The organism is uncultured Thioclava sp. (genome assembly GCF_913064665.1).
In the GTDB taxonomy this organism is placed as follows: Bacteria; Pseudomonadota; Alphaproteobacteria; order Rhodobacterales; family Rhodobacteraceae; genus Thioclava; species Thioclava arctica.
The window spans coordinates 1-12,029 of record NZ_CAJYBT010000036.1 but is presented as its reverse complement, the minus strand read 5'-3'; the positions used below and the strand labels follow the sequence as shown (position 1 = coordinate 12,029).

The window sequence follows — 12,029 nt, the reverse complement described above, 5'->3', positions numbered from 1 at the left end:
TCACTCGATGATCATCAGGGTCGTGCCGAATTCCACCGGTTGGCCATCATCCACGAGGATGCGTTTCACCGTGCCCGATCTCGGGGCCGGAATATGGTTCATCGTTTTCATCGCCTCGACGATCATCAGGGTCTGACCCTCTTTGACCTGATCGCCGGGTTTGACGAAGGCGGCGGTGCCGGGTTCGGGCGACATATAGGCCGTGCCAACCATCGGCGAGGCCACTGCACCGGGATGATCGGCGGGATCGTTGGTCACCGGGGCCGCGTCGCTTGGCGCGGGGGCTGCGGCAGCGGGCACAGCGGCGGGGGCGGCCATTTGGGCGGGCGCTTGCTGAACCACATTCACCTGCTTGGCCACGCGCACCTTAAGGCTGTCATCGGGGCCGTAATCGCGTGTCACCGACAATTCAGTCAGTTTGTTTGCGTTCAAAAGTTCGGCCAGGGCCTGAATGAAGGCGACGTCATTATCTCGGGTGTCTTTGGTCATGCGATCCTCAAGGGGTGCTTTCACGAATGGCCCGTTCTGTCGGGGCCTTAGCTTGTCGTAGGCGGTTATACGCGAGGTGTGGCGCGGTGAAAAGCCGCAACGGGTTGCGCGGGGGGAAGCAGTCGCGAAAACTTGAATGCCCGGAAAATGGGCAGGGCAAATATATCCTGCCCAATTTCCGGGCTCAGCGGTCAAAACCACCCGCTGCCGCGGCGCGGCATATTTTACCACTTGATAAAATTCTTAGCTGTGGCAGCGTAGGTACAGGGAAAATGACAAGGGAGCCCGCAAGTGTCACATAGCCAGCTCACCGAAGGGATCGTGCCAGGCCGGCTTGATCCTGAACGTTACTGTACAAATTTCGCCGATGTCGCGCCTCCGCTCGGTGCGCAAGAGGCGCGTATCGCGGCTGATCGGTGCTATTTCTGTCATGACGCGCCCTGCATGGAGGCCTGTCCGACCTCGATTGATGTGCCGCTCTTCATCCGACAGATCTCGACCGGCACGCCCGAGGCCGCAGCGCGCACGATCTTTGAGCAAAATATTCTGGGGGGCATGTGCGCGCGCGTTTGCCCGACCGAGACGCTGTGCGAAGGTGCCTGCGTGCGCATGGATTCTGAGGGCGAGCCGGTGGAGATCGGCGCGTTGCAGCGCTTTGCCACCGACACTTTGATGGCCAAGCAAGACCACCCGTTTACGCGCGCGCCCCGCACAGGCAAATCGGTTGCGGTGGTGGGCGCGGGGCCTGCGGGTCTGGCGGCCGCGCATCGTTTGGCGATGCTGGGCCATGAGGTCACACTTTATGATGCCCATGACAAGCCCGGTGGGCTGAACGAATACGGCATCGCCAGCTACAAGGCTCCGGGCGGGTTCGCGCAGGCCGAAGTGGCATGGCTTGTTCAGATTGGCGGCATCACCGCGGTCGAGAACTGGCAGCTGGACCGCAAGGGCGATGGCGATCTGGCCGATCTTTTGGCCGATCACGATGCGGTTTTCCTTGGCATGGGGCTGTCAGGCGTGAATGCGCTGCACCTTGAGGGCGAGGACAAAGACGGCATCCGCCCTGCGACGGATTTTATCGCCGAATTGCGTCAGGCTTCGGATCTTGCCAGCTTGCCGATTGGGCGCGATGTGGTGGTGATTGGCGGCGGTATGACGGCGGTTGATGCGGCGGTGCAATCGAAACTGCTGGGCGCGCTGAATGTCAGCCTTGTGTATCGTCGCTCGCGCGGGGAAATGCCCGCCAGCCTGCACGAGCAGGAACATGCGCTGACCCATGGCGTGACCATCATCGAGAACGCCGCCCCGATCGCCATTCATGGCAACGGCGCGGTGCGAGAGGTCGAATTTGCCTATACCCGCAAGGGGCCGGATGGGCTTGAGATGACGGACGCCACCTTCCGTTTGCCCGCCGATCAGGTGTTTAAGGCAATTGGCCAGACGTTGGGCGACACGCCCGCCAAGGTCGAGGTCGCGGGTGGCAAGATCAAGGTCGACGGGGTCGGGCGCACCTCGGTTGAGCGCGTCTGGGCAGGGGGCGATTGCACCCATGCGGGCGAGGATCTGACCGTCACGGCCGTGGCGCAAGGGCGCGACGCCGCGCAAGACATCCACCACGTTTTGATGGAGGGCTAAGAGATGGCCGATCTACGTTCCGAATTTATCGGTATCAAATCCCCCAACCCGTTCTGGCTGGCCTCGGCCCCGCCCACGGATAAAGAATACAACGTCCGGCGCGCCTTTGAGGCGGGCTGGGGTGGCGTCGTGTGGAAGACGCTCGGCTCCGAAGGGCCGCCCGTGGTCAACGTGAACGGCCCGCGCTACGGCGCGATTTACGGCGCAGATCGGCGGCTACTGGGGCTCAACAATATCGAGTTGATTACCGACCGCCCGCTTGAGGTGAACCTGCGCGAGATCAAATCTGTCAAGCGTGACTATCCTGACCGCGCGCTGATCGTGTCGCTGATGGTGCCCTGCGATGAGGATAGCTGGAAGGCGATCCTTGCGCGCGTCGAGGAGACCGAGGCCGATGGGGTTGAGCTCAATTTCGGTTGCCCGCACGGGATGGCTGAACGCGGCATGGGCTCGGCTGTCGGGCAGGTGCCCGAATATATCGAGATGGTCACGCGTTGGGTGAAACAGCATTCGCGCATGCCCTGTATCGTGAAACTGACGCCCAATATTTCCGACATTCGTGGCCCCGCGCGGGCGGCCAAGGCGGGGGGCGCGGATGCGGTCAGCCTGATCAACACGATCAACTCGATCACCTCGGTCGATCTGGATGATTTCGCGCCCGAGCCCACGATTGACGGCAAGGGCACGCATGGCGGCTATTGCGGGCCGGCGGTCAAGCCGATTGCGCTTAATATGGTGGCCGAGATCGCGCGCGATCGCGACACAGCGGGCTTGCCAATCTCGGGCATCGGTGGCGTCACGACATGGCGCGATGCGGCGGAATTCATGACGCTGGGGGCGGGCAATGTGCAGGTTTGCACGGCGGCGATGACCTATGGCTTCAAGGTCGTGCAAGAGATGATCTCGGGTCTGTCGGAATATATGGATCGCAAGGGGTTCACCAACACATCCGAGCTGGTGGGCCGGGCTGTGCCCAATGTGACGGATTGGCAATATCTTAACCTCAATTACGTCACCAAGGCCGAGATCGTTCAGGAAGACTGCATCAAATGCGGGCGCTGTTTCGCGGCGTGCGAGGATACCAGCCACCAAGCCATCGCGATGTCAGAAGATCGCGTCTTCACCGTCAAGGATGAGGAATGCGTGGCCTGTAACCTGTGCGTCGAGGTCTGCCCGGTCGAGTGCATCGAGATGAAGCAAATGGCCAAGGGCAGCGTTGATCCGCGCACCGGGGAAACGGTGGGCGATTACGCGAACTGGACGACGCATCCCAACAACCCTTCGGCCACCGCCGCCGAATAAGGGGTCACGCCCTCCCCAATAGCGGGGGGGCGTATTAGCGCGTCACATCCAGATAGGGCGTGCTGTCCTCGGGCACCTGAGGCCACGGCCTCTCCTGTATCTGGTGTGTCACGCCCGTATGAGGTGCGGTGTCTGGCGCATCGGCGGCTGATTTTGCGCCGACATCGCCTTGGGACACAGTATCATCCTTTTGTCCTGCATCTTGCGCCGCCGATGGCTCCGCGCGAGTGTCGCGCGCTTCAGCGGGCGCCTCTTGCGCCATTTGCGCCGCAGACTGCATGTCCGGTGCCGCCATGACCCGCGCCGCCGCCTCTTCAAGGGGCGACACATCAAAGGTGGGCATCGGCCCCGAGGGTGCGTTGGGGTCGGGCGGCGGTCCGACCGGCTCCGTTCCCGGCAGGGTCGTGGCATGCAGTGCCGTTGCAAGACCGCCGATCATACGCGCGGTTTGCGCATGATCCTGCGCAGTTTGCGTGTCTGTCCCGGCCCCCATGCCGCCATTCGTATTCGCGGATTTCGCCGCTGGTTCCACCGTACTGGCAGGCGCCTTCTTTGGTGTCGCCGGGCTAAATAGCGGCGACCAACCTGTTTGAGGCATCAGCCCCGATATCCGGTCCATCCCCATTTCCTCGCATAAACATCCCCACATGGTGAGTCTGCCCCCAAGAGGTTTCACAAAGGTAAAGACGCGGCAGCGGTTCAGACACAGGGTTAACGGCGCGAAGACACGAGGCGATCAGGGCGCCAACAAGCGCTCGAATAGCATGTCCAGAAACTGCCCCGCGCCCTCAAACGGGTCGGTCTCGGGGCCGAGAACCGCGCGCACCTGCACCTCGAAATCGGCGTAATGCTGCGTCAGCGCCCAGATCGAGAAAATCAGGTGATGGGGATCGACAGGCGCCAGCTGACCCGCATCGATCCAGTCGCGAATAACCTGCGCCTTGGCATCGACCAAAGTCTTGAGATCATGGCCAAGATCGTCTGCCATGCGCGGCGCGCCTTGCAGCATCTCATTGGCAAACAGCCTGCTTTCGCGCGGCATTTCGCGGCTCATCTCAAGTTTGCGCCGCATGTAACCCATGATCTCGGCGCGCGGATCGCCCTGGGGGTTCATCGCGCGCAGCGGAGCCAGCCAGGTATCCAGAAGCCCGATCATCAGCTCGCCGTGGATCGCCTCTTTGGAGGGGAAATAATATAGCAGATTGGGTTTGCTCAGCCCCGCTTCGGCAGCGATCTGATCCAGTGTGGAGCCGCGAAACCCATTTGCGGAAAACACCTCCAGAGCGGCCTCAAGGATCTTGCGCCGATTCAATTTCTGAATCCGGGTCAGCGGTTTCTCAGCCGCGCTGGCATCGTCAAAGCGCGCCGGGTTTCCATTGTCGTTCAAGGCTTTTCTCCCAATCACGATAACGTAACCGGAAACGCGCGCGCGGATCAATCTTTGCTGGCCTTCAGGGGCGCGATATTTTCGCAAGCGGTCTTGCTTGACTGGTCTTTTGGCTGTGCTAGCGTGACCCTGACCAGCTGGTCAGATTGCATGCATTGGCCTGTGGCGCTGCCCCGGCCGCCCGACCGGAGACACGCCATGGCCCTCGACCGCAAGACCCCCAATGATCTCAACGCTTTCTGGATGCCGTTCACGGCAAACCGTCAGTTCAAGAAGAACCCGCGCATGTTCGTGGGTGCCAAGGACATGCATTATACCACCTCGGATGGGCGTCAGTTGCTGGATGGCACGGCGGGGCTGTGGTGCTGCAACGCGGGCCATTGCCGCCCCTTGATCACCGAGGCGATCCAGAAACAGGCCGCCGAAATGGATTACGCGCCCGCTTTCCAGATGGGCCATCCGATGGCGTTTGAGCTGGCCAATCGTCTGATCGACATCGCGCCCGAGGGGATGGAGCATGTGTTTTACACCAATTCCGGCTCGGAATCGGTTGAGACCGCGCTCAAGCTCGCGATTGCCTATCACCGTGCACGCGGCGACGGCGCGCGCACCCGTCTGATCGGGCGTGAGCGGGGCTATCACGGGGTGAATTTCGGCGGCATTTCGGTTGGCGGGATCGTTACCAACCGCAAGGTCTTTGGCCCACTGGTGCCCGGCGTCGATCACATGCCCCACACCCATCTGCCCGCGCAGAACAGCTATTCCAAGGGGCAGCCTGAACATGGCGCGCATCTGGCCGATGAGCTGGAGCGCATCGTGGCGCTGCATGGCGCGGAAACCATCGCCGCCGTGATCGTCGAGCCGATGGCGGGCTCGACCGGTGTGTTGTTGCCGCCCAAAGGCTATCTGCAAAAGCTGCGCGAGATCACCAAGAAACACGGGATTTTGCTGATTTTCGACGAGGTGATCACCGGGTTTGGGCGTCTCGGCGCTGCCTTTGCCGCGCAGCATTACGGTGTCACGCCCGATATCATGACCACCGCCAAGGGCTTGACCAATGGCGTCATTCCGATGGGCGCGGTGATGACCACGGGGGCGGTGCATGATGCGTTCATGAACGGTCCCGAGCACATGATTGAGCTGTTTCACGGCTATACCTATTCGGGCAACCCGATTGCCTCGGCGGCTGGGCTTGCGACGCTTGAGACATATAAGCAAGAGGGCCTGTTCGAGCGTGCCGCCGAATTTGCGCCCTATTGGCAGGACGCGCTGCATTCGCTCAAGGGCACGCGCCATGTGATCGACATCCGCAATGAGGGCCTGATCGGCGCGGTCGAACTGGAACCGATCGCGGGTGAGCCGACGAAACGTGCCTTCAGCGCCTTCCTCAAGGCCTATGAAAAAGGCATCCTGATCCGCACCACGGGCGATATCATTGCCATGTCGCCGCCGCTGATCATCTCGAAAGAGCAGATCGACGAGTTGATCGGGACGCTCAAGGGCGTGCTGGAAACGCTCGAATAAGACCGTCCCTTTGACGACAGTCTCAACCCCCCGGAGTTCGCTTCGGGGGGTATTCGGTTCCGCTCGGCGCGCTTCCGCTTGCCGCTGCGCACCCCCTTGTGCCGCGCAATGCGCAGCCTATCTTGCGCGCAGCCCCGGAGGTTCCCCCATGCTGCGCCTCGCATTCCTTTTCGCCCTTCTTTTGCCCGCCACACCCGCGCTTGCCGAACTGGTTGCATGCAAGACCTCGATTCGCGGCGAGACCTATGATTTCCGCTATGATCCAGACAATTCGGCGCTCAAAGACAGCCGCAGTTTGCGCGAAAAGCTGTTTGGCGAGGCGGGCGATGTGACCTGCCCGGCGCTGGTGACTTTGCGCGCGCTGACACCTGAATTGGAGGATAGCGGGCGCGCGCCGTTTTGCCTGCAATGGGATCCCAAGGCCAAGACCTATCTGGGCTATAATGAGGGCGCGCGCGATGCCTATGGGCTGTGTCGCAAACCGTCGAAAAGCTTTTGCCAACGCCTCATAGGCACTGCGAAAACCGTGCAAGGTCTGGGCGATCAAGCCGACGATATCGCGGCGGATGCTGCCGGGGCGGTGATTGGCGACAGGCTTGGCACCAAGATCGTGCATGATCAATCCGGCCGGTTGCGCGACAAGCTGCTCAAGGCCGGGATCGGTGTTTTGGCGGCGTCTTCCCCGCCTGCATTGGCGGCCACGGCGGTGATCGTAGGGAGCACGGTCTATGTCTGCTCTGATCTGGGCGCTGAGGGGGCATCGATGCAGGCAGCCCCCGCGCCGAATCTCAAAAGCGGGGCCGAAATCGCAGAGGGGAGCGAATTGCTGGGGTCCAAATTGCCGCAAAGGCATTTGCCCGAGGGGGTTGAAGGCGCACCGTCCGCAGCGGTCGAGGTCGCGCCCCTGACCCAACCAGATTCGACCGTCCCGCGTCAAACCGGCCGATCAGATTGAAGGTTTGGTTGGGGCACTGAAAGAGGAGGTGAAGAAGATCGAGTGATCCTTCTTACCCTTGCATGTCGAAGCCGAACGAAAAGGCCGATATCCGACTGGTTTGGCATGAAAAAAAGGGCGCGAATGCGCGCCCCTTTAAATCTGTGAAGCAAGTGTGACCTAGAAAGAATATTTCATGCCGACACGGAGCTGGCTAAAGGCATAGCCGCCCGACGTAACAGTCGTCGCGCTGAAGTCAGGGCTCTGTAGTAGTACCTGCATGAATTCTGCACGTAGCGCGATACGGTCGCTCAAGGCGTAATCCGTGCCGAGCCCGAGCGCAAAGCCCCGCTGCGTACTGGAATAGCTACAATCCCCGCCACAGGCGCCGGTATCGGCGCTGCCTTTGATATGACCCGCCGCGAGACCGGCAGTCACATAGGGCGTCCACTTGCCCATTTCGGTGCGCGCGGTAACGCGTAAGGTTGCCAGCCAGTCGGCCTTCAATGTACAGCCTTCTCCAGCGGTGATGCACGGGGTGGTGCTGCCCACGATACGGTCGGACGAATAGTCGCCAAACGAAATGTCGCCCTCAACGGCTACGGCAGGCGTAAGTGCCTTGCCGAAACCCAGCGTGATTCCGTTGCCATCCGCATTGATCGGCGTCGTGTCGCCAAAGCTATATGTATAGTGCGGCTCGACATACGTCCGATTAGCCAGAACATAACCGTAGAAGCTCTCGGCTGATGCGCTATGAACGAGCCCGATGAGTGCGATAGCCGCACTGGCGATGATTTTTCCTATATTCATTTTTTGCATCCCAAAATGCGATCAGTCCCTGGCGACGAAATAGATCAAACAAAATCTTTTAATCAAACCCTTCTGGCGAAGCATTGCGGAAATTGCAGCTTCGTTGCGGCATTGCCACGAATTGTTAGAACGACCGGCGAGAGGCGCTACTCTACCCCGATGCCGCGTAGAACGATGCCTTTGACGCTGGTTTTCGTGGCTTCCCATTGCGCATCTGACAGGGGTTTGCCGCCGTTCAGTGTCTCGATCTGATGGCCGAAATCGGCGTAATGCTGGGTTGTTGCCCACAGCATATAAAGTAGGTGGTAGGGGTCCACCTCGGCCATCTGGCCTTGCGCGATCCAGCGCCGGATGATTTTGGCGCGCCCCTCGGTCCAGTCGCGCAGCGTCGTTTCCAGATAGTCCTGGATCACTGGCGCTCCGTGCATCACTTCGCTGGCCCAGACCTTTGAGCCATTGGGGTGGCGGCGCGAGATTTCCATTTTGGCATCGATATAGGCCCCGATCCCTTCGGCGGGGCCAGAGGCTGCGTCAAACCCGTCGGCGGCCTCAAGCCAGATGTTGAAAATTTGCTGGACCACGCGGCGATAGAGCGCCTCTTTGGTATCGAAATAATAGTGCAGGTTGGCTTTTGGCAAGCCCGCTACATCTGCGATCAACTGCATCGTCGCGCCGCCGAATCCCGCCTCGGCAAAGACCGTCTCGGCGGCTTTCAGGATCGCTTCCTCGGTTGCACGGCGCGTCTCGGCCCGACTTCCCGATCCGCTGCGCCCATTTTTTGGGCTTTTGCCATTCTCGTCATCATTCATATGCGATCCGCCAGAATTTTTGTTGACCGTTTGGTCAGGACGTGGCCCACTCAACCTGACCATACGGTCAGATCAAGATTCGTCGCAAGAGGGCAAAGCCCCACCAGCCGACAGGGAGTTCTATAAATGTCTGCACCCGGAGAAAACCTGCGTATCAATCCCGACCGCCTTTGGGACAGCCTGATGGAGATGGCCAAGATCGGCCCCGGCGTCGCGGGTGGCAATAATCGCCAGACCCTGACGGACGCGGATGCCGAGGGGCGCGCGTTGTTTCAGTCATGGTGTGAAGCGGCTGGCATGAGCATGGGCGTCGATAGCATGGGCAATATGTTTGCCACGCGGCCCGGGCAAGATCCCGACGCGCTGCCGGTCTATATGGGCAGCCACCTTGATACCCAGCCCACGGGCGGGAAGTTTGACGGGGTTTTGGGCGTGCTGGGCGCGTTGGAGGCCGTGCGCTCGATGAATGATCTGGGGATCAAGACCAAGCACCCGATCGTGGTGACCAACTGGACCAATGAAGAGGGCACGCGGTTTGCGCCTGCCATGCTGGCCTCGGGCGTGTTTGCCGGGGTTCACACCCAAGACTGGGCCTACGGCAAGACCGATGCCGAGGGCAGAAGCTTTGGCGATGAGTTGAAACGCATTGGCTGGGTCGGCGATGAGACGGTCGGCGCGCGCAAGATGCATGCGATGTTCGAGTTGCATATCGAGCAAGGCCCGATTTTGGAGGCTGAGGGCAAAGATATCGGCGTGGTCACGCATGGGCAGGGGCTCAGCTGGACGCAGGTCACGATCACCGGCAAGGACAGCCACACCGGCTCAACCCCGATGCCGATGCGCAAGAATGCCGGGCTTGGCATGGCGCGCGTGCTGGAACTGGTCGATGAGATCGCCTGGTCGCACGCCCCCGATGCGGTCGGCGCGGCGGGTCATATCGACGTCTATCCCAATTCGCGCAACGTGATCCCCGGGAAGGTCGTATTTACAGTCGATTTCCGGTCGCCCGATCTGTCGGTGATTGAGGATATGGAAAAGCGCCTGCGCGTCGGGGCGCAGAAAATTTGCGACGACATGGGTCTGGGTGTGGAATTCGAGAAAACCGGTGGCTTTGATCCGGTTGCGTTCGATCCGACCTGCGTGTCGGCCGTGCGCAACGCCGCCGAGCGTCTGGGCTATAGCCATCGCGACATCATCTCAGGTGCGGGCCATGATGCCTGCTGGATCAATCAGGTCGCGCCCACGGCGATGATCATGTGCCCTTGCGTAGACGGTCTTAGCCATAACGAGGCCGAGGATATCTCTAAGGAATGGGCTGCGGCGGGCACCGATGTGCTGTTCCACGCGGCACTTGAAACGGCGAAAATCGTGAGCTGAGGGCAGGCGCCGAGGGGCTGTCTGCCCCGTCGCCGATTGGTGCTCGGACCAATGGCGCATCAATCGGCGCCCCCCGAGGATATTTCGATCAAGAGGAAGGTTGCAGCCTTTCGAAGGGAGAGAAAGAATGACCACAGTCATCAAGAACGGAACCATCGTCACCGCAGATCTGACCTATAAGGCGGATGTGCTGATTGAGGGCGGGCAGATCATTGAAATCGGCCCCGACCTGAAGGGCGATGAGAGCTTGGACGCCACCGGTTGTTACGTGATGCCGGGCGGGATTGATCCGCATACGCATTTGGAAATGCCCTTCATGGGCACCTATAGCGCGGATGATTTCGAATCCGGCACGCGGGCGGCGCTGGCGGGTGGCACCACGATGGTGGTTGATTTCGTACTGCCCTCACCGGGTGAGGGGCTGATGGATGCGCTCAAGAAATGGGACAATAAATCGACCCGGGCGCATTGCGATTACTCGTTCCACATGGCGATCACATGGTGGGACAAGCAGGTCTTTGACGAGATGAAGACCGTGACCGAGCACGGCATCAACACCTTCAAGCATTTCATGGCCTATAAAGGCGCGCTGATGGTGAATGATGACGAGTTGTACTCGAGCTTCAAGCGCTGCGCCGAGTTGGGCGCGATCCCCTTGGTGCATGCCGAGAATGGTGACGTTGTGGCGGAGTTGTCGGCCAAGCTGTTGGCCGAGGGCAATAACGGCCCCGAGGGTCATGCCTATTCTCGCCCGCCTCAGGTCGAGGGCGAGGCCACCAACCGCGCAATCATGATTGCTGATATGGCGGGGGTGCCGCTTTATGTCGTGCATACCTCGTGTGAGGAAAGCCACGAAGCGATCCGGCGCGCGAAGATGAATGGCAAGCGCGTCTGGGGTGAACCGCTGATCCAGCACCTGACGCTGGATGAATCCGAGTATTTCGACAAGGACTGGGATCATGCCGCGCGCCGCGTGATGTCGCCGCCCTTCCGCAATAAGCAGCATCAGGACAGCCTGTGGGCCGGCTTGCAGTCGGGCACGCTGTCTTGCGTCGCGACCGATCACTGCGCCTTCTCGACGGAACAGAAACGCTATGGCGTGGGCGATTTCACCAAGATCCCGAATGGCACGGGCGGGCTTGAGGACCGGATGCCGATGCTGTGGACCTATGGCGTTGGCACGGGGCGGCTGACGCCCAATGAATTCGTCGCCGTGACCTCGACCAATATCGCCAAGATCCTCAACGTCTATCCCAAGAAGGGCGCGGTGCTGGTGGGCGCGGATGCCGATCTGGTGGTCTGGGACCCCAAGGCAAGCAAAACCATCTCGGCCAAGACGCAGCAATCGGCCATTGATTACAATGTCTTCGAGGGTAAGGAAGTGACCGGGTTGCCGCGCTATACGCTGTCGCGCGGCGTGGTTGCCTGGGCCGATGGTGAGATCAAGACCAAGGAAGGCCACGGCCAATTCGTCGCCCGCGATCCCGGCATGCCGGTGACGCGCGCGCTGTCGACATGGAAAGAGCTGACTGCGCCGCGCCCCGTGCAGCGCAGTGGAATTCCTGCGAGCGGAGTGTAGGGTCGCAATGGGGGCTCCGGGTCATAGCGGTGTTCTGGAAGCGGCGGTTTATGTCAGCGATCTTGACGCGACCGAACGCTTCTATGGCGGCCTTCTTGGCCTTGAGCGGATCGCGCGCGTCGAGGGGCGGCATGTCTTCTTTCGCTGCGGGCCAAGCGTGATCTTGGCCTTCATCGCCGAGGC

Annotated in this window: 12 protein-coding genes; 7 read left to right on the top strand and 5 right to left on the bottom strand. The window is 60.8% G+C overall.

Going from position 1 to position 12,029, the window contains the following annotated elements:
- The gene (gene accB / locus QZ571_RS14090; RefSeq protein ID WP_295536120.1) at positions 1 to 489 is read right to left on the bottom strand and encodes an acetyl-CoA carboxylase biotin carboxyl carrier protein; all 489 of its coding nucleotides are present in this window, start codon (positions 487 to 489) and stop codon (positions 1 to 3) included.
- 291 nt (positions 490 to 780) lie between these two features.
- On the opposite strand from accB, the gene QZ571_RS14085 reads away from it, so the two are divergent.
- Positions 781 to 2,124 (top strand): NAD(P)-dependent oxidoreductase, encoded by a 1,344-nt coding sequence (locus QZ571_RS14085; protein ID WP_295536117.1) that lies wholly within the window; start codon positions 781 to 783, stop codon positions 2,122 to 2,124.
- A 3-nt stretch (positions 2,125 to 2,127) separates the two neighbouring features.
- Complete coding sequence (gene preA / locus QZ571_RS14080; protein WP_295536114.1) at positions 2,128 to 3,426, top strand: NAD-dependent dihydropyrimidine dehydrogenase subunit PreA; 1,299 nt, start codon at positions 2,128 to 2,130, stop codon at positions 3,424 to 3,426.
- A 34-nt stretch (positions 3,427 to 3,460) separates the two neighbouring features.
- On the opposite strand, the gene QZ571_RS14075 is transcribed toward preA, so the two are convergent.
- Together QZ571_RS14075 and QZ571_RS14070 are read right to left on the bottom strand one after the other, a co-directional pair.
- Positions 3,461 to 4,045, bottom strand: a complete 585-nt coding sequence (locus QZ571_RS14075) for a hypothetical protein (protein ID WP_295536112.1) — start codon at positions 4,043 to 4,045, stop codon at positions 3,461 to 3,463.
- A gap of 117 nt (positions 4,046 to 4,162) precedes the next feature.
- Entirely contained in the window at positions 4,163 to 4,813 is a 651-nt protein-coding gene (locus tag QZ571_RS14070) for a TetR family transcriptional regulator C-terminal domain-containing protein (RefSeq protein WP_295536109.1), read from the bottom strand.
- Positions 4,814 to 5,011: 198 nt separating this feature from the next.
- Between QZ571_RS14070 and QZ571_RS14065 the strand changes: the two genes are divergently transcribed.
- Together QZ571_RS14065 and QZ571_RS14060 are read left to right on the top strand one after the other, a co-directional pair.
- Entirely contained in the window at positions 5,012 to 6,337 is a 1,326-nt protein-coding gene (locus QZ571_RS14065) for an aspartate aminotransferase family protein (RefSeq protein WP_295536106.1), read from the top strand.
- Between the two features lie 148 nt (positions 6,338 to 6,485).
- The gene (locus QZ571_RS14060) at positions 6,486 to 7,292 is read left to right on the top strand and encodes a hypothetical protein (RefSeq protein ID WP_295536103.1); all 807 of its coding nucleotides are present in this window, start codon (positions 6,486 to 6,488) and stop codon (positions 7,290 to 7,292) included.
- 159 nt (positions 7,293 to 7,451) lie between these two features.
- Here the strand turns inward: QZ571_RS14060 and QZ571_RS14055 are convergent, their stop codons facing one another.
- Together QZ571_RS14055 and QZ571_RS14050 are read right to left on the bottom strand one after the other, a co-directional pair.
- Positions 7,452 to 8,081, bottom strand: coding sequence for an outer membrane beta-barrel protein (locus QZ571_RS14055; RefSeq protein ID WP_295536100.1), 630 nt, complete (start codon positions 8,079 to 8,081; stop codon positions 7,452 to 7,454).
- 146 nt (positions 8,082 to 8,227) lie between these two features.
- Complete coding sequence (locus QZ571_RS14050; RefSeq protein ID WP_295536098.1) at positions 8,228 to 8,890, bottom strand: TetR/AcrR family transcriptional regulator; 663 nt, start codon at positions 8,888 to 8,890, stop codon at positions 8,228 to 8,230.
- Between the two features lie 126 nt (positions 8,891 to 9,016).
- Between QZ571_RS14050 and QZ571_RS14045 the strand changes: the two genes are divergently transcribed.
- The 3 genes from QZ571_RS14045 to QZ571_RS14035 all read left to right on the top strand — a co-directional run.
- Positions 9,017 to 10,267 (top strand): Zn-dependent hydrolase, encoded by a 1,251-nt coding sequence (locus QZ571_RS14045; protein WP_295536096.1) that lies wholly within the window; start codon positions 9,017 to 9,019, stop codon positions 10,265 to 10,267.
- Positions 10,268 to 10,394: 127 nt separating this feature from the next.
- Positions 10,395 to 11,846, top strand: coding sequence for a dihydropyrimidinase (gene hydA / locus QZ571_RS14040; RefSeq protein WP_295536094.1), 1,452 nt, complete (start codon positions 10,395 to 10,397; stop codon positions 11,844 to 11,846).
- A gap of 7 nt (positions 11,847 to 11,853) precedes the next feature.
- Positions 11,854 to 12,029: VOC family protein (locus QZ571_RS14035; RefSeq protein WP_295536219.1), on the top strand; the 176-nt coding region annotated here is incomplete at its 3' end.

Coding starts and splice junctions, on each gene's coding strand:
- QZ571_RS14060 (WP_295536103.1), top strand. CDS start 6,486: ATGCTGCGCCTCGCATTCCTTTTCGCCCTTCTTTTGCCCGCCACACCC.
- QZ571_RS14050 (WP_295536098.1), bottom strand. CDS start 8,890: ATGAATGATGACGAGAATGGCAAAAGCCCAAAAAATGGGCGCAGCGGA.
- QZ571_RS14065 (WP_295536106.1), top strand. CDS start 5,012: ATGGCCCTCGACCGCAAGACCCCCAATGATCTCAACGCTTTCTGGATG.
- QZ571_RS14055 (WP_295536100.1), bottom strand. CDS start 8,081: ATGAATATAGGAAAAATCATCGCCAGTGCGGCTATCGCACTCATCGGG.
- preA (WP_295536114.1), top strand. CDS start 2,128: ATGGCCGATCTACGTTCCGAATTTATCGGTATCAAATCCCCCAACCCG.
- accB (WP_295536120.1), bottom strand. CDS start 489: ATGACCAAAGACACCCGAGATAATGACGTCGCCTTCATTCAGGCCCTG.
- QZ571_RS14075 (WP_295536112.1), bottom strand. CDS start 4,045: ATGGACCGGATATCGGGGCTGATGCCTCAAACAGGTTGGTCGCCGCTA.
- QZ571_RS14045 (WP_295536096.1), top strand. CDS start 9,017: ATGTCTGCACCCGGAGAAAACCTGCGTATCAATCCCGACCGCCTTTGG.
- hydA (WP_295536094.1), top strand. CDS start 10,395: ATGACCACAGTCATCAAGAACGGAACCATCGTCACCGCAGATCTGACC.